We start from the raw sequence: 23,405 nt of genomic DNA, 5'->3' as shown, positions 1-23,405 counted from the left end.
TGAGGACATCTCTCCATGTACAAGTTCTTCTTCCGCCTGGTCTTCAAGCGGATGGATCCCGAGAAGGCCCACTACACCGCCTTCCGCTGGATCTGCCTCGTCGCCCGCATCCCCGTCCTGCGCACCTTCGTCGCCGCCGCTCTCGCCCCCCGCTACAAGGAGCTGCGCACCGAGGCCCTCGGCCTGCGGATGCACGGGCCGTTCGGGCTGGCCGCCGGGTTCGACAAGAACGCGGTCGGGATCGACGGTATGGCGATGCTCGGGTTCGACCACGTCGAGATCGGCACCGTCACCGGCAAGGCACAGCCCGGCAACCCCAAGCAGCGGCTCTTCCGGCTCGTCGCGGACCGGGCGCTGATCAACCGCATGGGCTTCAACAACGAGGGCTCCGCCGCCGTGGCCGCCCGTCTCGCCTCCCGTAACCCGGTCTTCCGCACCACCGTCGGCGTCAACATCGGCAAGACGAAGGTCGTGCCGGAGGCCGAGGCCGCCGCCGACTACGTGAAGTCCACCGAGGCCCTCGCCGCCCACGCGGACTACCTCGTCGTCAACGTCTCCTCGCCCAACACCCCGGGGCTGCGCAACCTCCAGGCCACCGAGTCGCTGCGGCCGCTGCTCACCGCCGTCCGCGAGGCCGCCGACCGTACCGTCACCGACCGCCGCGTCCCGCTGCTCGTCAAGATCGCCCCGGACCTCGCGGACGAGGACGTGGACGCGGTCGCCGACCTCGCCGTGGAGCTGGGTCTCGACGGGATCATCGCCACCAACACCACCATCGCCCGCGAGGGGCTCGGCCTGACGTCCGATCCCGCGCTGGTGGCCGAGACCGGCGGACTCTCCGGCGCGCCCCTCAAGGAGCGCTCCCTGGAGGTCCTGAGCCGTCTGTACGCCCGTGTGGGGACCCGGATCACCCTGGTGGGCGTCGGGGGCGTCGAGAGCGCCGAGGACGCCTGGCAGCGCATCCTGGCCGGGGCCACCCTCGTCCAGGGCTACAGCGCCTTCATCTACGAGGGCCCCTTCTACGCCCGCGCGATCCACAAGGGCCTCGCCGCCCGGCTGGCCGCGTCCCCGTACGCCACCCTCGCCGAGGCCGTCGGCGCCGAGACCCGGAAGAAGGCCGCCCTGTGACCCCCGAACCCTTCGGCGCCCGGCTGCGTCACGCCATGGACACCCGCGGGCCGCTCTGCGTCGGCATCGACCCGCACGCCTCCCTGCTCACCTCCTGGGGGCTGAACGACGACATCGCCGGGCTCGAGCGCTTCACCCGGACCGTCGTGGAGGCGCTGGCCGACCGGGTCGCCGTCCTCAAGCCCCAGTCGGCGTTCTTCGAGCGGTTCGGGTCGCGCGGCATCGCCGTACTGGAGAGGGCCGTCGCGGAGGCGCGGTCCGCCGGGGCGCTGGTCCTGATGGACGCCAAGCGCGGTGACATCGGCTCCACCATGGGGGCGTACGCGGCGACCTACCTGGACCAGGACTCCCCGCTCTTCTCCGACGCCGTCACGGTCTCCCCGTACCTCGGGTTCGGTTCGCTGCGCCCGGCGCTCGACGCGGCCGCCGTCTCCGGCGCGGGCGTCTTCGTCCTCGCGCTCACCTCCAACCCGGAGGGCGCCGAGGTCCAGCGCGCCACCGCCGCCGACGGCCGCTCGCTGGCGCAGCTGATGCTCGACCACATGGCGGCGGAGAACGCGGGCGCGGCCCCGCTCGGGTCGGTCGGCGCGGTGGTCGGGGCGACGCTCGGCGACGCGGGGGTGGACCTGGCGATCAACGGACCGCTCCTCGCGCCCGGCATCGGTGCCCAGGGGGCGACCCCGGCGGACCTTCCGGGGGTGTTCGGGGCGGCGGTCGGCAACGTGGTGCCGAGCGTGAGCCGGGGCGTGCTGCGCCACGGTCCGGACGCGTCAGGGCTGCGCGAAGCAGCCGCGCGGTTCGCGGACGAGGTCCGCGATGCCGTCTCCGGCAGTTGACCCTGGCACGTTTACAGGCTGTTGACGAGTTACTGACGGGAAACCCGGTGGTTATGCGGTAAATGTCCTGGTCGGCCAAGGCTGACCAGGACTTTTCGTCTGTTCTCGCTGACTACGGCGGCCTTGGCCGCTAGTCTCCGTCGAGAGCAGCCGAGCACAGTGTGTTCGTCGCTCACCTGGTGGAGGGCGTCCGGCCTTCCCACCGGTCCGTATCCGACAGATCGACATCCGAGGTGACGTAGGCGTGGCTCTTCCGCCCCTTACCCCTGAACAGCGCGCAGCCGCGCTCGAAAAGGCCGCCGCGGCTCGCCGGGAGCGGGCCGAGGTCAAGAATCGACTCAAGCACTCCGGCGCCTCCCTCCACGAGGTCATCAAGCAGGGCCAGGAGAACGACGTCATCGGGAAGATGAAGGTCTCCGCCCTCCTGGAGTCCCTGCCCGGCGTCGGCAAGGTCCGCGCCAAGCAGATCATGGAGCGTCTCGGCATCTCCGAGAGCCGCCGGGTCCGGGGGCTCGGCTCCAACCAGATCGCGTCCCTGGAGCGCGAGTTCGGCGGCAGCGCCGCCTGACGTTCCGGCCTCCGTTCCGCCCGGCGTTCTCAGGCACCCCTGAGAACCTGGATAATCGGTCCATGGCTGCAACATCCCGGGGGACGTCCCCCGTACCCCCGGACGTCCGTCCGCGGCTGACCGTGCTCTCCGGCCCCTCCGGGGTCGGCAAGAGCACGGTCGTCGCCCACATGCGCTCCGTGCACCCCGAGGTCTGGCTCTCCGTGTCGGCCACGACGCGCAAGCCGCGCCCCGGGGAGCGCAACGGCGTCCACTACTTCTTCGTGGACGACGAGGAGTTCGACAAGCTCATCGCCAACGGTGAGCTGCTGGAGTGGGCCGAGTTCGCGGGCAACCGCTACGGCACGCCGCGCCGGGCGGTGCTCGACCGCCTGGAGGCGGGGGAGCCGGTCCTGCTGGAGATCGACCTCCAGGGCGCCCGGCTGGTCCGGCAGTCGATGGACGACGCGCGCCTGGTCTTCCTGGCCCCGCCGAGCTGGGAGGAGCTGGTCCGCCGGCTCACCGGCCGGGGCACCGAGGCGCCCGAGGTCATCGAGCGCCGGCTCGCCGCCGCCAAGATCGAACTGGCCGCCGAGGCCGAGTTCGATACGACGCTCGTCAACACCTCCGTCGAGGACGTGGCCCGCGAGCTGCTAGCCTTGATGCTTCAGGCTTAGATCTGCGTGATCGTTTCTTGGATCTGCGTGATCGTCCGGACCTCCTGGTCCCGGATCTCCTGATCTTTGATCCACACCCCCTTCGGAAGGCAGAGAGTGTCCTCTTCCATCACCACGCCCGAGGGCATCATCAACCCGCCGATTGATGAGCTCCTCGAGGCCACCGACTCGAAGTACAGCCTGGTCATCTACGCCGCCAAGCGCGCGCGCCAGATCAACGCGTACTACTCGCAGCTCGGTGAGGGTCTCCTCGAGTACGTCGGTCCGCTCGTCGACACCCACGTGCACGAGAAGCCGCTGTCGATCGCGCTCCGCGAGATCAACGCGGGCCTGCTGACCTCGGAGCCCATCGAGGGCCCCGCCCAGTAAGCAGGACGGCACGCACCTCGTTCCACCTCAGGCCCGGCGGCCCGCCCGCCGGGCCTGAGGTGTGTCCGGGGCCGGGTGAACACGCGCGGTGCGGTGAGGCAGCATGGGAGTCACGTTCTTACGTTGCCGAGTGCGGGGAGACGCAGTGGACAAGCCGAAGGTCGTCCTGGGGGTCAGCGGGGGCATCGCCGCCTACAAGGCGTGCGAGCTGCTGCGCCGGCTGACCGAGTCCGGGCACGATGTACGGGTCGTCCCGACCGCCGCCTCGCTGCACTTCGTCGGCGCCGCCACCTGGTCCGCGCTCTCCGGCCACCCCGTCTCCGACCAGGTCTGGGACGACGTCCACGAGGTGCCCCACGTACGGATCGGGCAGGGCGCCGATCTCGTCGTCGTCGCCCCCGCCACCGCCGACATGCTGGCCAAGGCCGCCCACGGGCTCGCCGACGACCTGCTCACCAACACGCTGCTGACCGCCCGCTGTCCGGTGGTCTTCGCCCCCGCCATGCACACCGAGATGTGGGAGCACCCGGCCACCCAGGAGAACGTGGCCACCCTGCGCCGCCGGGGCGCCGTCGTCATCGAGCCCGCCGTCGGGCGCCTCACGGGCGTCGACACCGGCAAGGGCCGGCTGCCCGACCCGGGCGAGATCTTCGAGGTCTGCCGCCGGGTGCTGGCGCGCGGGGTCACCGAGCCCGACCTCGCGGGCCGCCATGTGGTGATCAGCGCGGGCGGCACCCGAGAGCCCCTGGACCCGGTGCGCTACCTGGGCAACCGGTCCTCCGGCAAGCAGGGGTACGCGCTGGCGCGTACCGCCGTGGCCCGGGGCGCCCGCGTCACCCTGATCGAGGCCAACACCCAGCTGCCCGACCCGGCCGGGGCCGATGTCGTACGGGTGGGGACGGCGGTCCAGCTGCGCGAGGCGGTCCTCAAGGCGGCCGCCGACGCGGACGTCGTGGTCATGGCGGCGGCGGTGGCCGACTTCCGGCCCGCCGCGTACGCCCCCGGCAAGATCAAGAAGAAGGACGGCGAGGAGGCGCCCGCCGTCCCCCTGGTCCGCAACCCCGACATCCTCGCCGAGGTCGCCGCCGACCGGGCCCGGCCGGGTCAGCTCGTGGTGGGGTTCGCCGCCGAGACCGACGACGTCCTCGCCAACGGCCGGGCCAAGCTCCGCCGCAAGGGGTGCGACCTGCTCGTGGTCAACGAGGTGGGGGAGCGCAGGACCTTCGGCTCCGAGGAGAACGAGGCGGTCGTCCTCGGGGCGGACGGGACGGAGACCCCGGTGCCGTACGGACCCAAGGAAGCGCTCGCGGACACGGTCTGGGACCTCGTTTCGGGGCGGTTGCGGGAGATGTGACAATCACCCCCTCTCCGGCGAGCCGAAAGGACTCATAACGGGAGGGAACACCCGTCCGAACGGGTGGATTATCCTTCAGGTGTCCGCCGTGTCACGGGCTGTCGCGCTCCAAGGGGCGAGACGGACCCCCCGTCCGCCGGGCGTGACCGATAAACTGGTCGACGGTGTGTGCCGAGCGCAGCTCTCGGACGTACCGCCCATGATCAGCCAGCAGCCGCTGCAACCCCAGGGAGCGATGTGTCCCGCCGTCTCTTCACCTCGGAATCCGTCACCGAGGGTCACCCCGACAAGATCGCTGACCAGATCAGCGACACGATTCTCGACGCGCTCCTGCGCGACGACCCCGCCTCGCGCGTCGCCGTCGAGACCTTGATCACCACCGGTCTGGTGCATGTCGCGGGCGAGGTCACGACCAAGGCCTACGCCGACATCCCCAACCTCGTGCGCAACAAGGTGCTGGAGATCGGCTACGACTCCTCCAAAAAGGGCTTCGACGGTGCCTCCTGCGGCGTCTCCGTCTCCATCGGCGCCCAGTCGCCGGACATCGCCCAGGGTGTCGACACCGCGTACGAGAAGCGGGTCGAGGGCGATGAGGACGAGCTCGACAAGCAGGGCGCCGGCGACCAGGGCCTGATGTTCGGGTACGCCTGCGACGAGACCCCGGAGCTGATGCCGCTCCCGATCCACATCGCGCACCGCCTCTCGCGGCGCCTGTCCGAGGTGCGGAAGAACGGGACCATCCCCTACCTCCGCCCCGACGGCAAGACCCAGGTCACCATCGAGTACGACGGTGACAAGGCGGTCCGCCTGGACACCGTGGTCGTCTCCTCGCAGCACGCCAGCGACATCGACCTGGACTCGCTGCTCGCGCCCGACATCCGCGAGTTCGTCGTCGAGCACGTGCTCGCGCAGCTCGTCGAGGACGGCATCAAGCTGGACACCGAGGGCTACCGCCTCCTGGTGAACCCGACCGGCCGCTTCGAGATCGGCGGCCCGATGGGCGACGCCGGCCTCACCGGCCGCAAGATCATCATCGACACGTACGGCGGCATGGCCCGCCACGGCGGCGGCGCCTTCTCCGGCAAGGACCCGTCCAAGGTCGACCGCTCGGCGGCGTACGCGATGCGCTGGGTGGCGAAGAACGTGGTGGCCGCCGGGCTCGCCACCCGCTGCGAGGTCCAGGTCGCGTACGCGATCGGCAAGGCCGAGCCGGTCGGTCTCTTCGTCGAGACCTTCGGCACCGCCGCCATCGACACGGAGAAGATCGAGAACGCGATCGGTGAGGTCTTCGACCTCCGCCCGGCCGCGATCATCCGCGACCTCGACCTGCTCCGCCCGATCTACGCCCAGACCGCCGCGTACGGGCACTTCGGCCGCGAGCTCCCCGACTTCACCTGGGAGCGCACCGACCGCGTGGACGCGCTGCGCGCGGCCGCCGGTCTGTAAGGGCCGCACGGCGCCAGCAGCGAGCGACAGCGGGGCCCGGACACCGAACGCGGTGGCCGGGCCCCGCTGCTCTGCCCGCCTGCCGCACGCTGTCCGGGGAGCCGACGCTGTCAGTGCCTTCTGGTAGGAATGTGGCTGTGAGCAGCGAGAACGATCGGCCCGCCGACCCGGGCGCCGGGACGGACGGGCCCGGTGCCGGGGCGCCGGAGCAGCTTGCGCTGATCCGGGAGACCGTCCGCCGGGCCAAGGTGCCGCGCGCCAAACCCCGCACCTGGCGGGGGGCCGCGCTGGCCGAGCGGCTGCCCGTCGCCCGGGTGCTGGTCAACAAGGGCGTCCTGCACCTGGACCAGTACTTCGACTACGCGGTCCCGGCGGAGCTGGACGCCGAGGCGCAGCCGGGTGTGCGCGTGCGGGTGCGGTTCGGCGCCGGGCGGCGCAACGTCCAGGGCGGGCGGCGCGAGGGGGGCGGCCTGATCGACGGGTTCATCGTGGAGCGCCGCGCCGAGTCCGACTATCAGGGCGCGCTGGCCGCCCTCGCCTACGTGGTCTCCCCGGAGCCGGTCCTCGGGCCCGAACTGCTCGCCCTCTCACGGGCCGTGGCCGACCGGTACGCGGGCAGCCTCGCGGACGTCCTCCAGCTCGCCGTCCCGCCCCGCAACGGCCGCGCCGAGTCCAAGCCGTCCCCGGAGCCGCTGCCGCCGCCCCCGCCCCCGGAGCCGGGCACCTGGGAGCGGTACGGCCAGGGCCCCGCCTTCCTGCGCGCCCTGGCCGAGGGCGGTGCCCCCCGAGCCGTCTGGACGGCCCTGCCCGGCCCCCACTGGCCCGCCGAGATCGCCCGTGCCGTCGCCGCCACGCTCTCCTCCGGGCGCGGCGCGCTCGTCGTCGTCCCGGACGGGCGGGCCGCGGGGCGCGTCGACGCCGCCCTGACCGAGGTCCTCGGCACCGGCCGGCACGCCCTGCTCACCGCCGACTCCGGCCCCGAGAAGCGCTACCGCCAGTGGCTCGCGGTGCGCCGCGGCTCGGTCCGGGCGGTGGTCGGCACCCGCGCCGCCATGTTCGCCCCCGTCCGGGATCTGGGCCTGGTCGCCGTCTGGGACGACGGGGACTCCAGCCACAGCGACACCAACGCCCCCTTTCCCCACGTCCGCGAGGTGCTTGAGCTGCGCGCCGCCCAGGGCCGGTGCGCCTTCCTGCTCGGCGGGCTCGGCTGCACGGTCGAGGCCGCCCAGCTCGTGGAGAGCGGCTGGGCACTGCCCCTCCTCGCGGACCGGGAGCAGCTGCGGCGGGCCGCGCCCCTGATCCGTACGGTCGGCGACGGCGAGCTGGCCCGGGACGGCGCCGCCCGCTCCGCCCGGCTGCCCAGCCTCGCCTGGCAGACCGTGCGCGAGGGCCTGCGCACCGGCCCGGTCCTGGTCCAGGTCCCCCGCCGGGGGTACGCGCCCCGCCTCGCCTGCGAGCGCTGCCGCACCCCCGCCCGCTGCCGCCACTGCGCCGGGCCCCTGGAGGCCCCGGACCAGCAGGATCTCAACTGCGCCTGGTGCGGGCGGGCCGAGCGCGCCTGGAGTTGCGGGGAGTGCGGTGCGCAGCGCCTGCGGGCCCGGATCGTCGGCGCCCGCCGCACCGCCGAGGAGCTGGGCAGGGCCTTCCCCGCCGTGCCCGTCCGCACCTCGGGGCGTGACCACATCCTGGACGCGGTGCCCGCCGCCCCCGCCCTGGTCGTCTCCACACCCGGCGCCGAGCCCGTAGCCGAGGGCGGCTACGCGGCGGCGCTCCTCCTGGACGGCTGGGCCATGCTCGGCAGGCCCGACCTGCGGGCGGGGGAGGAGGCGCTGCGCCGGTGGACTGCGGCCGGGGCGCTGGTGCGTGGCCAGGACGAGGGCGGCACGGTGGTGATCGTCGCCGAGCCGACGCTGCGCCCGGTGCAGGCCCTGGTCCGCTGGGACCCGGCCGGGTTCGCCCGCCGGGAGCTGGCGGACCGGGCCGAGCTGCGCTTCCCCCCGGTCTCCCGGATGGCCTCGGTGACCGGCCCCGCCGAGGCTCTGGCGACCTTCCTCACCATGGCCGCCCTGCCGCCGGAGGCCGAGCTCCTGGGCCCGGTCCCGGTTCCGTCCGCCGAGCCCGGCCGCCCCCGCCGCCCCTCGGACGCCCCGGCGGGCGAGAGCTGGGAGCGCGTCCTGATCCGGGTGGTGCCGGGGCGCGGAGCAGCGCTCGCGGCGGCTCTGAAGGCGGCCCAGGCGGCGCGTACGGCCAAGGGCGGGGGAGAGCAGGTGCGGATCAGGATCGATCCGCCGGACATCGGGTGAGCCGACGGGTGGCCGGTCCTGCCGTGGGGCCCGCTCGGACGGGCCCGCGGCCTGGGCCCGGTCCGCGGCAGCGGCGGAGGAGAACCCGGCCGGTCCCGCCGGGAGCGGGGCGGTGACCGGGCGGGCGTCGGCCGGGGCGCCGGGGGATGACCGTCGTCGGCATGGGGTCCGCCACCTCCGCCGGTCCGAGGCCCGGGCGGTACGCAGTACGACGACGTCGGCGTGCGGGCGGGGCAAAACCCGGTACACCGAGACACCGGGCCTCGACCGCGCCCGCGCACGGAATGACCCTGGGCGGTCCGGGCCAGGAGAGCCGGGAACACAGGACGGTGGCCGGGCGGCGGGCAGGCGGATCCTGAGCGATGCCGGCCGGGGCGCCGGGCAGGGCCTGTCCCGGCTGACGCGCCCCGCCGGTCCGGGCAGGGAGGACCGCGAACCGGGCGAGGGCCGAGCAGGCCGACCGGAGCCGTGGCAGCCGAGGCCCGGAGACACATCCGGCAGACGGGCGGGAGCGTCTCCTGGAGCAGCCAGGAGAGTCCGGAGCAACAGGCGGGTGGGGCGGCGGGCCGGGGAGACCGCCGCTCCGGGGGGCTTACGTGACAGGCCCTGCGGTCAGCCGTTGCGCGGGCCGGGGAAGGCTCCGGGGCGCAGCTCCTCGCGGATCGGCTGGACCGCCGACGGCTGCGGCGGCATCGAACGGGCCGCCGGCACCGTGGGTACGGGCGATCCCGCGCCGGGGCCCACGGCGACCGGGCGGGGGGCCGTCGTGGTGTCGCCCTTCGTCTCGGCGTTCCCCGACTGAGCGGAGGCCCGGCGCGTGCCGTAACGGCGGTGCACCGCCTGCTTGGTGACTCCCAGCGCCGAGCCCACCGCGTCCCAGGAGAAGCCGAGTGAGCGGTCGAAGTCCACCGCCGCGGTGACCAGGGTCTCGACGCTGTCCCGCAGTTCCTGGGCGAGGCGGACGGTGGGGGCCGGGGCCCTGCCGTAGACGACGAAGCCCGCGGAGGGGCCGGAGCGGCGCGGGCGGTAGACGTTGCCCAGCTGGGCGGTGAGTGTGCGCAGCGCGTCCACCTGCCGCCGCACCCGCTCGATGTCCCGCACCAGAAGATGCAGGCTGGCCCGCGCTTGGGCGTCGTGGGTTGCGTGGTCGGCCATGAAGAAGCCTCTCGAACCGGCGTTGAAAGGGATCGGGCCGCATCCGGGCGACCCGCTTCGGTCAATCTCCTTTGACCAACGCCCGAGCCGGGTATGTGGTCACGCTATCGGGGCGTATGTGCATATGTACGGGGCGTGCGCGGCGCACGTGCGCCCCCTGATCGCCGGGCGGGCGGAAAGGGATGAGCCCCCTGGGGCACCGACGCGCCCAGAGCTGCCGCTCTCCTGGTCAGCGGTGTGCTCGCGGCCCTCCGTGCGCCCCCGGGGCCACCCCCTAGACTGGTGTGCTGCTCGTCACCGTACGTCCTGGCCCGCCCGCGCGGCGCAGGAGTCCGAGAAGCCCGAGAGGCAGTCAGCCACCCATGAAGCTCGTCTTCGCCGGCACCCCCGAGGTCGCCGTCCCCGCCCTGGACGCCCTGATCGCCTCCGACCGCCACGAGGTGGCCGCCGTCGTGACCCGGCCCGACGCCCCCGCCGGGCGCGGTCGCCGGCTGGTGGCCAGCCCGGTCGCCGAGCGGGCGGCCGAGGCCGGGATCGAGGTGCTCAAGCCGGTGAAGCCCAGGGACGAGGATTTCCTCGCCCGGCTGCGCGAGATCGCCCCGGACTGCTGCCCCGTCGTCGCCTACGGGGCCCTGCTGCCCAAGGCGGCCCTGGACGTGCCCGCCCGCGGCTGGGTCAACCTGCACTTCTCGCTGCTGCCCGCCTGGCGCGGCGCCGCGCCCGTACAGCACTCCCTGATGGCCGGGGACGAGGTGACCGGTGCCTCGACCTTCCTGATCGAGGAGGGGCTCGACTCCGGGCCGGTCTACGGGGTCCTCACCGAGGAGATCCGCCCCACCGACACCAGCGGTGACCTGCTCACCCGGCTCGCCTTCGCCGGGGCCGGGCTGCTCGCGGCCACCATGGACGGCATCGAGGACGGCACCCTGCACGCCGTGCCGCAGCCGCACGAGGGCGTCACCCTGGCTCCCAAGATTACCGTGGAGGACGCCCAGGTCGACTGGTCCGCCCCCGCTCTGCGGGTCGACCGCGTGGTGCGCGGCTGCACCCCCGCGCCCGGTGCCTGGACCCTCTTCCGGGGCGAGCGGCTCAAGCTCGTCCAGGCCACGCCGGTGCTGGACCGCACCGACCTGGCGCCCGGCGAGCTGTCGGCGGCGAAGAACAACGTGTACGCGGGCACCGGCTCGCACGCCGTCGAGCTGCTCTGGGTCCAGCCGCAGGGCAAGAAGCCGATGAAGGCCGCCGACTGGGCGCGCGGCGTCCGGATCGCTCCCGGCGAGCTGCTGGGTATCTGAGGGCCCTGCCCGCCCCGGCGAGCTGCCGGGCCCTGAGAGCGCTGTCCGCCCTCGTCGTGGTGCTGGGCCCGTGAGAGCCCCGCTTCCGGGTTCCGGGCGCCCGTTCGGGCGCCCGGTGGCGGCGACGTACGCTGGGAGGGTTCGTCCCCTCACCCTCAGCGGAGCACCTTCCACGTGAACGACCAGCCGCGTCGCCGTCCCGCCAAGCCCCACCGCCGCCCCAAGAAGGACCCCGTCCGCTTCCTCGCCTTCGAGGCGCTGCGGGCCGTCGACGAGCGGGACGCGTACGCCAACCTCGTGCTGCCCCCGCTGCTGAAGAAGGCCCGCGCCAAGGGCGACTTCGACGGCCGGGACGCGGCGCTGGCGACCGAGCTGGTCTACGGGACGCTGCGCCGCCAGGGCACGTACGACGCGATCGTGGCGGCCTGCATCGACCGGCCGCTCCGCGAGGTCGACCCGCCGGTGCTGGACGTGCTGAACATGGGCGTCCACCAGCTGCTGGGCACCCGCATCCCCACCCACGCGGCGGTCTCCGCCAGCGTGGAGCTGGCCCGGGTGGTGCTGGGCGAGGGGCGGGCGAAGTTCGTCAACGCGGTGCTGCGCAAGGTCTCCGCGCACGACCTGGACGGCTGGGTGGAGAAGGTCGCCCCGCCGTACGAGGAGGACGCCGAGGACCACCTCGCGGTCGTCCACTCCCACCCGCGCTGGGTCGTCTCGGCGCTCTGGGACGCGCTCGGCGGCGGCCGGGCGGGCATCGAGGACCTGCTGGAGGCCGACAACGAGCGGCCCGAGGTGACGCTGGTGGCCCGCCCCGGCCGCTCCACCACCGAGGAGCTGGTCAAGGCGCTCGGCGAAGAGAACGCGCTGCCGGGCCGCTGGTCCCCGTACGCCGTACGGATGGCCGAGGGCGGCGAGCCCGGGGCGCTGACGGCGGTCCAGGAGGGCCGGGCGGGCGTCCAGGACGAGGGCAGCCAGCTGGTCGCCGCCGCGCTGGCCGCCGTCCCCGTGGAGGGCCGGGACACCCGCTGGCTGGACGGCTGCGCGGGCCCCGGCGGCAAGGCCGCCCTGCTGGCCGCGCTCGCCGCCGGGCGGGGCGCCACCCTGCTGGCCGCCGAGAAGCAGCCGCACCGGGCCCGGCTGGTCGAGCGGGCGCTCGCCGGCAACCCGGGTCCGTACCAGGTGATCACCGCCGACGGCACCCGCCCGCCGTGGCTCCCCGGCACCTTCGACCGCATCCTGATGGACGTGCCGTGCTCCGGCCTGGGCGCGCTCCGCCGCCGCCCCGAGGCCCGCTGGCGGCGCCGCGCGGAGGACCTGGAGGCCTTTTCGCCGCTCCAACGCGCCCTGCTGCGCGAGGCGTTGAAGGCCGTACGGGTCGGGGGCGTGGTCGGCTACGCCACCTGCTCGCCGCATCTCGCGGAGACCCGGGTGGTCGTCGAGGACGTCCTGAAGGGGCGCGGCGGCGAGCCGGTGGAGGCCGAGTGGGTGGACGCCCGGCCGCTGATGCCGGGGGTGCCCGCCCTCGGCGACGGACCCGACGTCCAGCTCTGGCCGCACCTGCACGGGACCGACGCCATGTATCTCGCTCTGCTGCGCAGGACCGGCTGAATATCGCCCTGACAAACGGTCGCTTCCGGTCCCGCCACACGGCAAAAGAAAAGTAAAGCGCTGGCAAAATGCGCAGAATGTGCGAACTGTGATGGCCGGGTGAGCCTTTGGCGACCGCCGAGGCGAGGAACCGGCGCGGAACATGGCAGGCTTGGGGCATGGCGCAGATCAACCCCAGCATCCTGTCCGCCGATTTCGCCCGTCTCGCCGAGGAGGCGAAGGCCGTCGAAGGCGCGGACTGGCTCCATGTCGACGTGATGGACAACCACTTCGTGCCCAACCTGACCCTCGGCGTGCCGATCGTCGAGGCGCTGGGCAAGGCCACGGACACCCCGCTGGACTGCCACCTCATGATCGAGGACCCGGACCGGTGGGCCCCGCAGTATGCGGAGGCGGGCGCCGGTTCGGTCACCTTCCACGTCGAGGCCGCCGCCGCGCCGGTGCGCCTGGCGCGGGAGATCCGGGCGAAGGGGGCGCGGGCGTCGATGGCGCTCAAGCCCGCCACGCCCATCGAGCCGTACGAGGACCTGCTCCCCGAGCTGGACATGCTGCTGATCATGACCGTCGAGCCGGGCTTCGGCGGCCAGGCCTTCCTGGACATCATGCTGCCGAAGATCCGCCGCACCCGGGAACTGATCGGCAAGCACGGTCTGGAGCTGTGGCTCCAGGTCGACGGCGGGGTCTCGGCCACCACGATCGAGCGGTGCGCCGAGGCGGGCGCCGACGTCTTCGTCGCGGGATCGGCGGTCTACGGGGCCGACGACCCGGCGGGCGCGGTGCGAGGTCTGCGGGCCCAGGCGGAGGCGGCCACGGCCGCCGCACCCTGGGCATGCGGCCACTGAACAAAGGGCAGATGAACGCGGCCCGACGGGGCTGATCAAGGATCGCCGGATCTGACAGGATGACGGCGTATCGGGCGTGTGAACAGCAGTGAGGAGATCGCGGTGTCTGGCATCTCGGCGGGTCGGTCAGCCATGCGGATGGGACCCGCGGAGCTGGTGCAGGCGGCGGCCATGGCCCGCCGGTTCTACCTGGAGGGCAAGTCCAAGATCCAGATCGCCGAGGAGTTCGGCGTCAGCCGCTTCAAGGTGGCCCGGGTCCTGGAGACGGCCCTGGAACGTGATCTCGTACGGATCGAGATCCGGGTGCCGGCCGAGCTGGACGCCGAACGCTCCGACGCGCTCCGGGCCCGCTACGGGCTGCGCCACGCGGTCGTCGTCGAGTCCCCGGCCGAGGAGCAGGACGACGCCCCCGACCCGGAGAACCTGGGCGAGGTCGCGGCCGACCTCCTCGGCGAGCTGGTGGCCGAGGGCGATGTGCTCGGCCTGGCCTGGGGCCGCTCCACCATCCACATGGCGGCGGCGCTCGACCGCCTCCCGCCCTGCACGGTCGTCCAGCTGACCGGGGTGTACGACGCGGGCACCGCCGAGCGAGGCTCGGTCGAGGCGGTCCGCCGGGCCGCCCAGGTCTCCGGCGGCGAGGCCCACCCGATCTACGCCCCGATGCTCCTGCCCGACCCGGCGACGGCCGCCGCGCTGCGCGAGCAGACGGGCATCGCCCGCGCCTTCGAGTACTTCGACAAGGTGACGGTCGCCGCCGTCTCCATCGGCTCCTGGGAGCCGGGCATCTCCACGGTCCACGACATGCTCTCCGACGAGGAGCGCGCCCACTACGCCTCGCTCGGCGTCGCCGCCGAGATGTCCGCGCACCTCTTCGACGCCGACGGCCGCCGGGTCGGGCGCGACCTGGGCGAGCGCTGCATCACCGTGGAGGCGGACCGGCTGCGCCGGATCCCCGAGGTGGTGGCCATCGCGGGCGGTCTGCGCAAGGCCGCCGCGATCGGGGCCGTACTCCGGTCCGGTCTGGTCACCAGCCTGGTGACGGACACCGCCGCCGCCGACTATCTGCTCACCGAGTCGGCCGCCGGGGTGCGCCCGGCGCTGGAGCGGGCGGACCCGGACGGGGAGTGACCCCGGCGCACACGGCGGAGGAGGCCGGACACCCGTCGGGGTGCCCGGCCTCCTCCCGTAGCGCGTAAGGCCTCGGTGCCGCGGATCCGGCGAGCGGCCTCGGCGCTTCACACCTGGCGCGGGGCCTCCGCGGCGCAGGCCTGGCGCGGGACCTCCGCCGCGCCCGGTGCTGCCTCCGCGTGGTCGGGCGCTATGCCCAGCACGGTCTCCTCCAGATACTGCTCGGGCTCCTCGTACTGGCCCACGTCGGCCGGGTTGTAGCGCGGGGTCAGGCGCGACCAGTCCAGGTTCCCCCGCATCCAGCTGCGCATCCCCTCCAGATAGGGCACCAGCAGCCCGATCAGCTCCGGATAGAGCTCCAGCAGCTCGTCCTCGGCGGTCAGGAACCGCTCCGTCTCCAGCGCCAGCCGCTCCGCGACATGGTCCAGCGCCTGCTGCTCGCCGAGGCCCCGGTGATGGCGGACCAGGTGGACGAGGTTGTGGATCTCGCCGAGCACCTGCTCCTTCTCGAAGGAGTAGACGTCGTTGGCCCAGCAGACATGGTTGCAGGCGGCTTCCAGGGCGGTGATGAACCGGGGGTCGTTGTGGAGCGACTCCGGCGCCTCGATCCGGGCGACGATCTCTATGAGGTCCATGCAGACGTGGATGGCCCCGGTGTGCCGCCGCTTGGCGATGTACGTCTCCTCGGACGGCACCACGCCCTCGGCACGGTTGCCCGCCTCCCAGGTGGTGGCCGTCGTGAGGTACGTGACCAGATGCCAGGCGAACCGGGTCCGCCAGTGGGGGGCCGCGTTCGGCGTCGTACGTTCCCACAGGTCCATCAGGGCGATCACGGCGGCGGGCAGCTCCTCGCCCTGCAGGGGCGCCGGGGCGGTGCCGTCCACCACGGCCCGCATCCGGTCCACCACGGCGCGTACCAGCTCGGGGGAGCGGCCGAGGTGGCCGTCGTCGAGCTGGTCGTCGACGAGGAAGAGCCAGACGAACCAATCGGCCACCAGATCGAGGTGTTCCGGATCGGCCGTCGGGTAGACCATGCCGACGAACGCGCCGAAATCGGCTTGTTCGAAGCGGTTCATCGCGGACTCGCGGTGCACCAGACCCGTCTGTCTGACCCAGGCGGCCAGATGGCCACGGACGTGCCCGACGTGCGGGTTCGTCCGCTGGGGGAACGGGCAGTAGATGTCCGGCAGTTCGCTGTCCACAGGCGGATCTGGATCCTCTCCGGTCAAACGGTGTGCCGAGGCCGCCGATGTGCCGGAGCGGCACCTCGGACACCCCCGAGACCTGCGGCTTTGAAGCTACCTGACCCGTTGTCACCGGGTCCAGGGATGGTGATCACGAATGATTCGAATCCCGTTCGGGTAGAGTCCGTGGGTAAGGCAGGTTCCACTTGCCCGGGGCCCCCGGCCACCTCTCAGGAGGCCTCCAGGATCGTTTTGGAGGAACGGACGAACGCGGGGGTCCATTGCTGTGTCTTCGTGGAAACGACCTGCGCCGTTTCGTATGAAAAAATGATATTTATGCGCTTTCTTGAGCCGGGCACCGGTCGCTACACAGACTCCTCCGTGGTTCCGTACGACCTCACGTACGACGACGTCTTCATGGTTCCGGGCCGCTCCGCCGTCGGCTCCCGCCAGGCCGTGGACCTCTCCTCGCCGGACGGGACCGGTACCACCATCCCGCTCGTGGTCGCCAACATGACCGCCATCGCGGGCCGCCGGATGGCCGAAACCGTCGCCCGGCGCGGCGGGCTCGTCGTCATCCCCCAGGACATCCCGATCGAGGTCGTCACCGACGTCATCACCTGGGTCAAGACGCGCCACCTCGTCCTGGACACCCCGATCGAGCTGGCCCCCGGCCAGACCGTCGCCGACGCGCTCTCCCTGCTGCCCAAGCGGGCGCACGGGGCGGGCGTCGTCGTGGACGCGGAGCGCCGCCCGGTCGGCGTCGTCACCGACCACGACCTGACCGGTGTCGACCGCTTCACCCAGCTCTCCGAGGTCATGTCCAAGGACCTGGTCCTGCTGGACGCGGACATCGACCCGCGCGACGCCTTCAACAAGCTCGACGGCGCTAATCGCAAGCTCGCCCCCGCCGTGGACGAGGACGGCCGGCTCGTCGGCATCCTCACCCGCAAGGCCGCCCTGCGTGCCACCCTCTACACCCCCGCCACCGACGCCCAGGGGCGCCTGCGCATCGCGGCCGCCGTCGGTATCAACGGCGACGTGGCGGGCAAGGCCAAGCAGCTCCTGGACGCGGGTGTCGACACCCTCGTCGTGGACACCGCCCACGGCCACCAGGAATCCATGATCGCCGCGGTGAAGGCGGTACGCGCCCTGGACCCGCGGGTCCCGATCGTCGCGGGCAACATCGTCGCCGCCGAGGGCGTGCGCGACCTGATCGAGGCGGGCGCCGACATCATCAAGGTCGGCGTGGGCCCCGGCGCCATGTGCACCACCCGCATGATGACCGGCGTCGGTCGGCCGCAGTTCTCCGCCGTCCTGGAGTGCGCCGCCGAGGCGAAGAAGCACGGCAAGCACGTCTGGGCGGACGGCGGTGTCCGCCACCCGCGCGACGTGGCCATGGCGCTCGCCGCCGGCGCCTCCAACGTGATGATCGGCTCCTGGTTCGCGGGGACGTACGAGTCGCCCGGCGACCTCCAGCAGTCCGCCGACGGCCGCTCCTACAAGGAGTCCTTCGGCATGGCCTCGGCGCGCGCCGTGAAGAACCGCACCTCGGACGAGTCCGCGTACGACCGGGCCCGCAAGGCGCTCTTCGAGGAGGGCATCTCCACCTCGCGGATGTTCCTCGACCCGGCCCGCCCGGGCGTCGAGGACCTGATCGACTCGATCATCGCGGGCGTCCGCTCCTCCTGCACCTACGCCGGTGCCGCCTCCCTGGAGGAGTTCGCGGAGAAGGCCGTCGTCGGCGTCCAGAGCGCCGCCGGCTACGCCGAGGGCAAGCCGCTGCACGCCAGCTGGAGCTGATCCTCCCCGCCCCCGGCACCCCTGCCCCTTCCGGTCATGCGTACCGGGAGGGGCAGCGGCGTTCCGGGACCCCGGCGGGGGTCCTGGCGAGATGTCCCTCTGGGGTGGCCTTCCGGGAGCCCCTCGACGGGCCCTTCCCAGGTGGCCGGGATCCCGCTTCAACTCTGTTGAAAGCTCAGTAATATGAACCGCAATCAGCTGCCTCCCTCTCTGCGGTAAGGGATCTCATGTCCTTCTTCACTGACCTGGCCCATCAGTACATCGACGGCGAGTGGCGGCCGGGGAAGGGGTCCTGGGACATCATCGACTTCAACCCCTTCGACGGGGAGAAGCTCGCCTCGATCCCCGTGGCCACCGCCGAGGAGGTCGACCAGGCCTACCGCGCCGCCGAGCGCGCCCAGCAGGCGTGGGCCGACACCAACCCGTACGCCCGGCGCACGGTCCTGGAGAAGGCGCTGCGGATCGTCGAGGAGCGCGAGCCGGAGATCGCCGCGGCCATCGTCGCGGAGCTGGGCGGCACCCACCTGAAGGCCGCCTTCGAACTGCACCTGGCCAAGGAGTTCCTGCGCGAGGCCATCCAGCTCGCCCTGCGCCCGGCCGGCCAGATCCTCCCCTCGCCCACCGAGGGCAAGGAGAACCGCGTCTACCGGGTGCCCGTCGGGGTCGTCGGCGTCATCAGCCCCTTCAACTTCCCCTTCCTGCTCTCCCTCAAGTCCGTCGCCCCCGCCCTCGCCCTCGGCAACGCGGTCGTCCTCAAGCCGCACCAGAACACCCCCATCTGCGGCGGCACCCTCCTGGCCAAGGTCTTCGAGGACGCCGGACTGCCCGCCGGGCTGCTCAACGTCGTCGTCACCGACATCGCGGAGATCGGTGACACCCTGCTGGAGCACCCCGTACCGCAGGTCATCTCCTTCACCGGCTCCGACAAGGTCGGCCGGCACGTCGCCACCGTCTGCGCCGCCAACCTCAAGCGCGCCGTCCTCGAACTCGGCGGCAACAGCGCCCTGATCGTGCTCGACGACGCGGACGTGGAGTACGCCGTCGACGCGGCGGTCTTCAGCCGTTACGTCCACCAGGGCCAGGTCTGCATGGCCGCCAACCGCATCCTGGTCGACCGGGCGGTCGAGGCCGAGTTCACCGAGAAGTTCGTCGCCAAGGTCGCCTCCCTCACCGTCGGGGACCCGGCCGACCCGGCCACCCAGATCGGCCCGCTGATCAACTCCTCGCAGGCCGAGTCCATCTCCCGGCTCGTCGACGAGACCGTCGAGTCCGGTGCCACCGCGCTGCTGCACGGCCGCGCCGACGGCAACCTGGTCAGCCCCTCCGTCCTCACCGACCTGCCCGCCGACTCGCCCGTCCTCCGGCAGGAGATCTTCGGCCCGGTCGCCCTGATCGTCCCCTTCGACGGCGAGGACGAGGCCGTCCGCATCGCCAACGACACCCCGTACGGCCTCAGCGGCGCCGTCCACACCGGCAACATCGAGCGCGGCGTCCGGGTCGGGCAGCGCATCCACACCGGCATGATCCACATCAACGACGGCACCGTCCACGACGAGCCGATCGTCCCCTTCGGCGGCGAGAAGGGCTCGGGGCTCGGCCGGCTGAACGGCGAGTCGATGGTGGAGGCCTTCACCACCCAGAAGTGGATCTCCGTCCAGCACGGCCGCTCGCAGTTCCCCTTCTGACCCACGGGCCACCCGCCCGGCGCACGGGCCTTCCCCTGCGCCGGGCACGCCCCCGGCGGCGGCTCATGGTCTACTGCGGGAGGCGGCACACCCGCCGCCTCCCGCAGCCCGACCCATCGCAGAGAAGTGAACCGCCCGACGTGCGCCTGAACGACCTCGACGAACGCATCGTCCACGCCCTCGCCGAAGACGCCCGGCGCTCCTACGCCGACATCGGCGCCGTCGTCGGCCTCTCCGCCCCCGCCGTGAAACGCCGCGTCGACCGGCTCCGCGCCGAGGGTGCGATCACCGGCTTCACCGTCCGCGTCGACCCGGCCGCGCTCGGCTGGGAGACCGAGGGCTTCATCGAGATCTACTGCAGCCGCAACACCTCCCCGGACGCGATCAAGCAGGGCCTCGCCCGCTACCCGGAGATCGCCTCGGCCTCCACCGTCACCGGTGAGGCCGACGCGGTGGTCCAGGTCTTCGCCGCCGACATGCGCCACTTCGAGCAGGTGCTGGAGCGGATCGCGGGGGAGCCGTACGTCGAACGGACCAAGTCCGTCCTGGTCCTCTCCCCGCTCCTGCGCCGCTATTCGGCGGAGGCCCCGCCGGCCTGATCAGGGGCCCGTACAGCGCCCCGGGAGGTGGCGCACATCACCCCGCTGACCTGCGGTGATGGCCGACGCAACATTTCGCCGCCGGCGGGCCCCGGGGCGCAACGAATCGACGGTCGATGCGCAACACTCGCGCCTTGTCCGGGCCGAGCGGCGACACGTACCTTCGATACGTCTCCCCACCCCGCCCGCACCGTCCGAGGTCAGCCATGCCCCCGTTGCGCACCGCCCTGCTCCAGAGTTCCGGCCGGCCCGGCGCCGTCGAGGCGAACCTGAAGACGCTGGACGAGGCCGCCGCGCGCGCCGCCGCCGCCGGGGCCCGGCTGCTGGTGGCCCCCGAGCTGTTCCTGACCGGTTACGCCATCGGGGACGCCGTCCCCGAGCTGGCCGAGCCCGTCGACGGCCCCGGCGCGCGGGCCGCCGCCGGAATCGCCGAACGCCACGGCCTCGCGGTCCTCTACGGCTACCCGGAGCGCGACGGCGAGCGGATCTTCAACTCCTCCCAGCTGATCGGCCCCGACGGCACGCGCCTGGCGAACTACCGCAAGACCCACCTCTTCGGCTGCTTCGAGCAGGAGTGGTTCACCCCGGGCGAGGAGACCGTGGTCCAGGCGGAGCTGGACGGCGTCCGGATCGGCCTGCTGATCTGCTACGACGTCGAGTTCCCGGAGAACGTACGGGCGCACGCCCTGGCCGGCACCGATCTGCTGCTGGTGCCCACCGCACAGATGCACCCCTTCCAGTTCGTCGCCGAATCCGTCATCCCCGTACGGGCCTTCGAGAGCCAGCTGTACGTGGCGTACGTCAACCGGACCGGCCCGGAAGGCGAGTTCGAGTTCGTCGGGCTGAGCTGCCTGGCCGGCCCCGACGGCACCGTGCGCACCCGCGCCGGCCGCGGCGAGGAACTGGTGATCGGAGAGGTGGACCCGGAGTTCCTGGCCGCCTCCCGCGCCGCCAACCCGTATCTGGGCGACCGCCGCCCCGGCCTCTACGGCTCCGTCGCCTGAGCCCGACCCTCCCCGAACTTCCGTACCGCGCAAGGAGTCCGTACCCCATGACGTCCACGGTGCCCAACGCCGTCCAGCACACCGACGCCACCGCCCCGCCGATCACCATGTTCGGGCCGGACTTCCCGTACGCGTACGACGACTTCCTCGCCCACCCGGCCGGCCTCGGCCAGATACCGGCGACCGAGCACGGCCAGGAGGTCGCCGTCATCGGCGGCGGGCTCTCCGGCGTCATCGCCGCGTACGAGCTGATGAAGATGGGCCTCAAGCCCGTCGTCTACGAGGCCGACCGGATCGGCGGCCGGCTGCGGACCGTCGGCTTCGACGGCTGCGACCCCTCGCTCACCGCCGAGATGGGCGCCATGCGCTTCCCGCCGTCCTCCACGGCGCTCCAGCACTACATCGACCTGGTCGGCCTGGAGACCCGCGCGTTCCCCAACCCCCTCTCCCCGGCCACCCCCTCCACCGTCGTGGACCTCAAGGGCGAGTCGCACTACGCCGAGACCGTCGACGACCTGCCGCAGGTCTACCGCGATGTGGCCGACGCCTGGAGCGCCTGTCTGGAGGAGGGCGCCGACTTCTCCGACATGAACCGGGCGCTGCGCGAGCGCGACGTCCCGCGCATCCGCGAGATCTGGTCGCAGCTCGTCGAGCGGCTCGACAACCAGACCTTCTACGGCTTCCTCTGCGACTCCGAGGCCTTCACGTCCTTCCGCCACCGCGAGATCTTCGGCCAGGTCGGCTTCGGCACCGGCGGCTGGGACACCGACTTCCCCAACTCCATCCTGGAGATCCTGCGGGTCGTCTACACCGAGGCCGACGACCACCACCGCGGCATCGTCGGCGGCAGCCAGCAGCTCCCGCTGCGCCTGTGGGACCGCGAGCCGCAGAAGATCGTCCACTGGCCGCTCGGCACCTCGCTCGCCTCCCTGCACGGCGGCGAGCCGCGCGGCGCGGTCACCCGGCTGACCCGTACGGCGGGCAACCGCATCACGGTCACCGACGCCACCGGCGACATCCGCACCTTCCGGGCCGCCGTCTTCACGGGCCAGTCCTGGCTGCTGCTCTCCAAGATCGACTGCGATGACGCGCTCTTCCCGATCGACCACTGGACGGCGATGGAGCGCACCCACTACATGGAGTCGTCCAAGCTGTTCGTCCCCGTCGACCGGCCGTTCTGGCTGGACAAGGACGAGACCACCGGCCGCGACACCATGTCGATGACGCTCACCGACCGGATGACCCGGGGCACGTACCTCCTGGACGAGGGCCCGGACAAGCCCGCCGTCATCTGCCTCTCCTACACGTGGTGCGACGACAGCCTCAAGTGGCTGCCGCTCTCCCCGAAGGAGCGCATGGAGGTCATGCTCAAGTCGCTCGGCGAGATCTACCCGAACGTCGACATCCGCAGCCACATCATCGGCAACCCGGTCACCGTCTCCTGGGAGAACGAGCCCTGGTTCATGGGCGCGTTCAAGGCCAACCTGCCCGGCCACTACCGCTACCAGCGGCGGCTGTTCACCCACTTCATGCAGGACCGGCTGCCCGAGGACAAGCGCGGGATCTTCCTCGCCGGGGACGACATCTCCTGGACGGCGGGCTGGGCCGAGGGCGCCGTACAGACCGCGCTCAACGCGGTGTGGGGCGTCATGCACCAGTTCGGCGGGGCCACCGACCCGACCAACCCCGGTCCCGGCGACCTCTACGACGAGATCGCGCCGGTGGAACTGCCGGAGGACTGAGCCGGGAGCCACACGGGCGCGCGGGCGTCGGCGGCCGGGGTGAGCAGGAAGCGCACCACGAGCCCGGCGCCCGCCTCCGTGCGCTCCCTGAACTCCCCGGCCAGCGCCGGGGATCCGCGCAGATGGCAGAGCACCCGGGCCGCCGACCAGGCCGCCTCACGGGCCCGCTCCAGGCTCCACGAGCTCACCAGATGGGTGAGCGGGTCCGTGATCCGGAGCAGGTCGGGGTCCGGCATCAGCTCGTCGTGGATCCGTTCCTCCAGCAGCGTGAGGAGATCGCCCACCCGCTCGAACTCCCCTTCCAGCGCGGCCGGTTCGCAGTCGCGCGCACGGCAGGTGTCCACCACGGCCAGGGCCAGGTCGTGCGCGATGTGCGCATGGAGACCGGCGAGCGCGAACTGTACGGGGCGTACGCCGGGGTGGTGGCGGTACTGGAACAGCGGCCGCCGGCACTCCGGCGTACACCCGCCCGCCTCCGCCGCGTCGAGCGCCGCCAGATACCGCTCCGCGAGCCGTGCCTCCAGGGAACCGCCGCCTCGGTGCTCCGCCCCGACGACCGCCCCCCGTACGTCGTGGAACACCCCGATCCCGTCTCCGGGCGGCCACCGGTGGAGGCGGGAGCGCACTGCCGGTTCCATGGACTGTTCGGTCTGCGTCATGTGCGGAGCGTCCCAGTCCCGGGCCCGGCACGGCACCGACC

20 protein-coding genes are annotated in these 23,405 nt (G+C 72.6%); 17 read left to right on the top strand and 3 right to left on the bottom strand.

Annotated features, from left to right (window positions below; translation table 11 throughout):
* The first annotated feature begins 15 nt into the window (after positions 1–15).
* From ACQ9ZG_RS04095 to ACQ9ZG_RS04060, 8 genes are all read left to right on the top strand, one after another.
* A complete protein-coding gene (locus tag ACQ9ZG_RS04095) occupies positions 16–1,128 on the top strand; it encodes a quinone-dependent dihydroorotate dehydrogenase (RefSeq protein ID WP_109914236.1) in 1,113 nt (370 codons plus the stop codon).
* Positions 1,125–1,964 (top strand): orotidine-5'-phosphate decarboxylase, encoded by an 840-nt coding sequence (gene pyrF, locus ACQ9ZG_RS04090; protein ID WP_499279933.1) that lies wholly within the window; start codon positions 1,125–1,127, stop codon positions 1,962–1,964. The genes ACQ9ZG_RS04095 and pyrF overlap by 4 nt, the downstream gene beginning before the upstream one ends.
* Positions 1,965–2,208: 244 nt before the next feature.
* The gene (locus ACQ9ZG_RS04085) at positions 2,209–2,532 is read left to right on the top strand and encodes an integration host factor (RefSeq protein WP_014157387.1); all 324 of its coding nucleotides are present in this window, start codon (positions 2,209–2,211) and stop codon (positions 2,530–2,532) included.
* Between the two features lie 62 nt (positions 2,533–2,594).
* Positions 2,595–3,188 carry a guanylate kinase gene (gene gmk / locus ACQ9ZG_RS04080; protein ID WP_026237915.1) on the top strand — a complete coding sequence of 198 codons (594 nt, stop codon included), beginning with the start codon at positions 2,595–2,597 and terminating at the stop codon, positions 3,186–3,188.
* 96 nt (positions 3,189–3,284) lie between these two features.
* On the top strand, positions 3,285–3,557 hold the full coding sequence (rpoZ, locus tag ACQ9ZG_RS04075; RefSeq protein WP_015607348.1) for a DNA-directed RNA polymerase subunit omega: 273 nt from the start codon (positions 3,285–3,287) through the stop codon (positions 3,555–3,557).
* Positions 3,558–3,702: 145 nt separating this feature from the next.
* Positions 3,703–4,911: a bifunctional phosphopantothenoylcysteine decarboxylase/phosphopantothenate--cysteine ligase CoaBC gene (gene coaBC, locus ACQ9ZG_RS04070; protein WP_099218179.1), complete on the top strand. Its 1,209-nt coding sequence runs from the start codon at positions 3,703–3,705 to the stop codon at positions 4,909–4,911.
* Positions 4,912–5,148: 237 nt separating this feature from the next.
* Positions 5,149–6,357, top strand: a complete 1,209-nt coding sequence (metK, locus tag ACQ9ZG_RS04065; RefSeq protein WP_018490200.1) for a methionine adenosyltransferase — start codon at positions 5,149–5,151, stop codon at positions 6,355–6,357.
* A gap of 137 nt (positions 6,358–6,494) precedes the next feature.
* A complete protein-coding gene (locus ACQ9ZG_RS04060; RefSeq protein WP_499279931.1) occupies positions 6,495–8,660 on the top strand; it encodes a primosomal protein N' in 2,166 nt (721 codons plus the stop codon).
* Positions 8,661–9,272: 612 nt separating this feature from the next.
* Here the strand turns inward: ACQ9ZG_RS04060 and ACQ9ZG_RS04055 are convergent.
* Positions 9,273–9,815, bottom strand: coding sequence for a hypothetical protein (locus tag ACQ9ZG_RS04055; RefSeq protein ID WP_109917133.1), 543 nt, complete (start codon positions 9,813–9,815; stop codon positions 9,273–9,275).
* Between the two features lie 362 nt (positions 9,816–10,177).
* Between ACQ9ZG_RS04055 and fmt the strand changes: the two genes are divergently transcribed.
* From fmt to ACQ9ZG_RS04035, 4 genes are all read left to right on the top strand, one after another.
* Positions 10,178–11,110 (top strand): methionyl-tRNA formyltransferase, encoded by a 933-nt coding sequence (gene fmt / locus ACQ9ZG_RS04050; protein WP_109917134.1) that lies wholly within the window; start codon positions 10,178–10,180, stop codon positions 11,108–11,110.
* Between the two features lie 174 nt (positions 11,111–11,284).
* Positions 11,285–12,718 carry an RsmB/NOP family class I SAM-dependent RNA methyltransferase gene (locus ACQ9ZG_RS04045; RefSeq protein ID WP_499279930.1) on the top strand — a complete coding sequence of 478 codons (1,434 nt, stop codon included), beginning with the start codon at positions 11,285–11,287 and terminating at the stop codon, positions 12,716–12,718.
* 158 nt (positions 12,719–12,876) lie between these two features.
* Entirely contained in the window at positions 12,877–13,560 is a 684-nt protein-coding gene (rpe, locus tag ACQ9ZG_RS04040; RefSeq protein ID WP_028419764.1) for a ribulose-phosphate 3-epimerase, read from the top strand.
* A 132-nt stretch (positions 13,561–13,692) separates the two neighbouring features.
* Positions 13,693–14,688 carry a sugar-binding transcriptional regulator gene (locus ACQ9ZG_RS04035; protein ID WP_018490194.1) on the top strand — a complete coding sequence of 332 codons (996 nt, stop codon included), beginning with the start codon at positions 13,693–13,695 and terminating at the stop codon, positions 14,686–14,688.
* A gap of 107 nt (positions 14,689–14,795) precedes the next feature.
* Here the strand turns inward: ACQ9ZG_RS04035 and ACQ9ZG_RS04030 are convergent, their stop codons facing one another.
* Positions 14,796–15,890, bottom strand: coding sequence for a terpene synthase family protein (locus ACQ9ZG_RS04030; protein ID WP_109916354.1), 1,095 nt, complete (start codon positions 15,888–15,890; stop codon positions 14,796–14,798).
* 318 nt (positions 15,891–16,208) lie between these two features.
* Here ACQ9ZG_RS04030 and ACQ9ZG_RS04025 point away from each other — a divergent pair, with 318 nt between their 5' ends.
* The 5 genes from ACQ9ZG_RS04025 (at position 16,209) to ACQ9ZG_RS04005 (ending at position 22,705) form a co-directional block, all read left to right on the top strand.
* A complete protein-coding gene (locus tag ACQ9ZG_RS04025; RefSeq protein ID WP_028419762.1) occupies positions 16,209–17,675 on the top strand; it encodes a GuaB1 family IMP dehydrogenase-related protein in 1,467 nt (488 codons plus the stop codon).
* Positions 17,676–17,902: 227 nt separating this feature from the next.
* Positions 17,903–19,360: an aldehyde dehydrogenase family protein gene (locus tag ACQ9ZG_RS04020; RefSeq protein WP_109916355.1), complete on the top strand. Its 1,458-nt coding sequence runs from the start codon at positions 17,903–17,905 to the stop codon at positions 19,358–19,360.
* A gap of 140 nt (positions 19,361–19,500) precedes the next feature.
* Entirely contained in the window at positions 19,501–19,959 is a 459-nt protein-coding gene (locus tag ACQ9ZG_RS04015) for an Lrp/AsnC family transcriptional regulator (protein WP_018490190.1), read from the top strand.
* A 206-nt stretch (positions 19,960–20,165) separates the two neighbouring features.
* Entirely contained in the window at positions 20,166–20,963 is a 798-nt protein-coding gene (locus tag ACQ9ZG_RS04010) for a carbon-nitrogen hydrolase family protein (RefSeq protein ID WP_109916356.1), read from the top strand.
* Positions 20,964–21,010: 47 nt separating this feature from the next.
* Complete coding sequence (locus ACQ9ZG_RS04005; RefSeq protein WP_109916357.1) at positions 21,011–22,705, top strand: flavin monoamine oxidase family protein; 1,695 nt, start codon at positions 21,011–21,013, stop codon at positions 22,703–22,705.
* On the opposite strand, the gene ACQ9ZG_RS04000 is transcribed toward ACQ9ZG_RS04005, so the two are convergent.
* Entirely contained in the window at positions 22,666–23,364 is a 699-nt protein-coding gene (locus ACQ9ZG_RS04000; RefSeq protein ID WP_499279926.1) for a DUF5995 family protein, read from the bottom strand. The two genes, ACQ9ZG_RS04005 and ACQ9ZG_RS04000, sit on opposite strands and share 40 nt — an antisense overlap.
* Positions 23,365–23,405: the final 41 nt, after the last annotated feature.

The sequence above is a fragment of the Streptomyces araujoniae genome (assembly GCF_050871195.1).
Taxonomy (GTDB): domain Bacteria; phylum Actinomycetota; class Actinomycetes; order Streptomycetales; family Streptomycetaceae; genus Streptomyces; species Streptomyces bacillaris.
The sequence above is the reverse complement of the archived record's forward strand: the minus strand, read 5'-3'. Positions and strand labels throughout refer to the sequence as shown.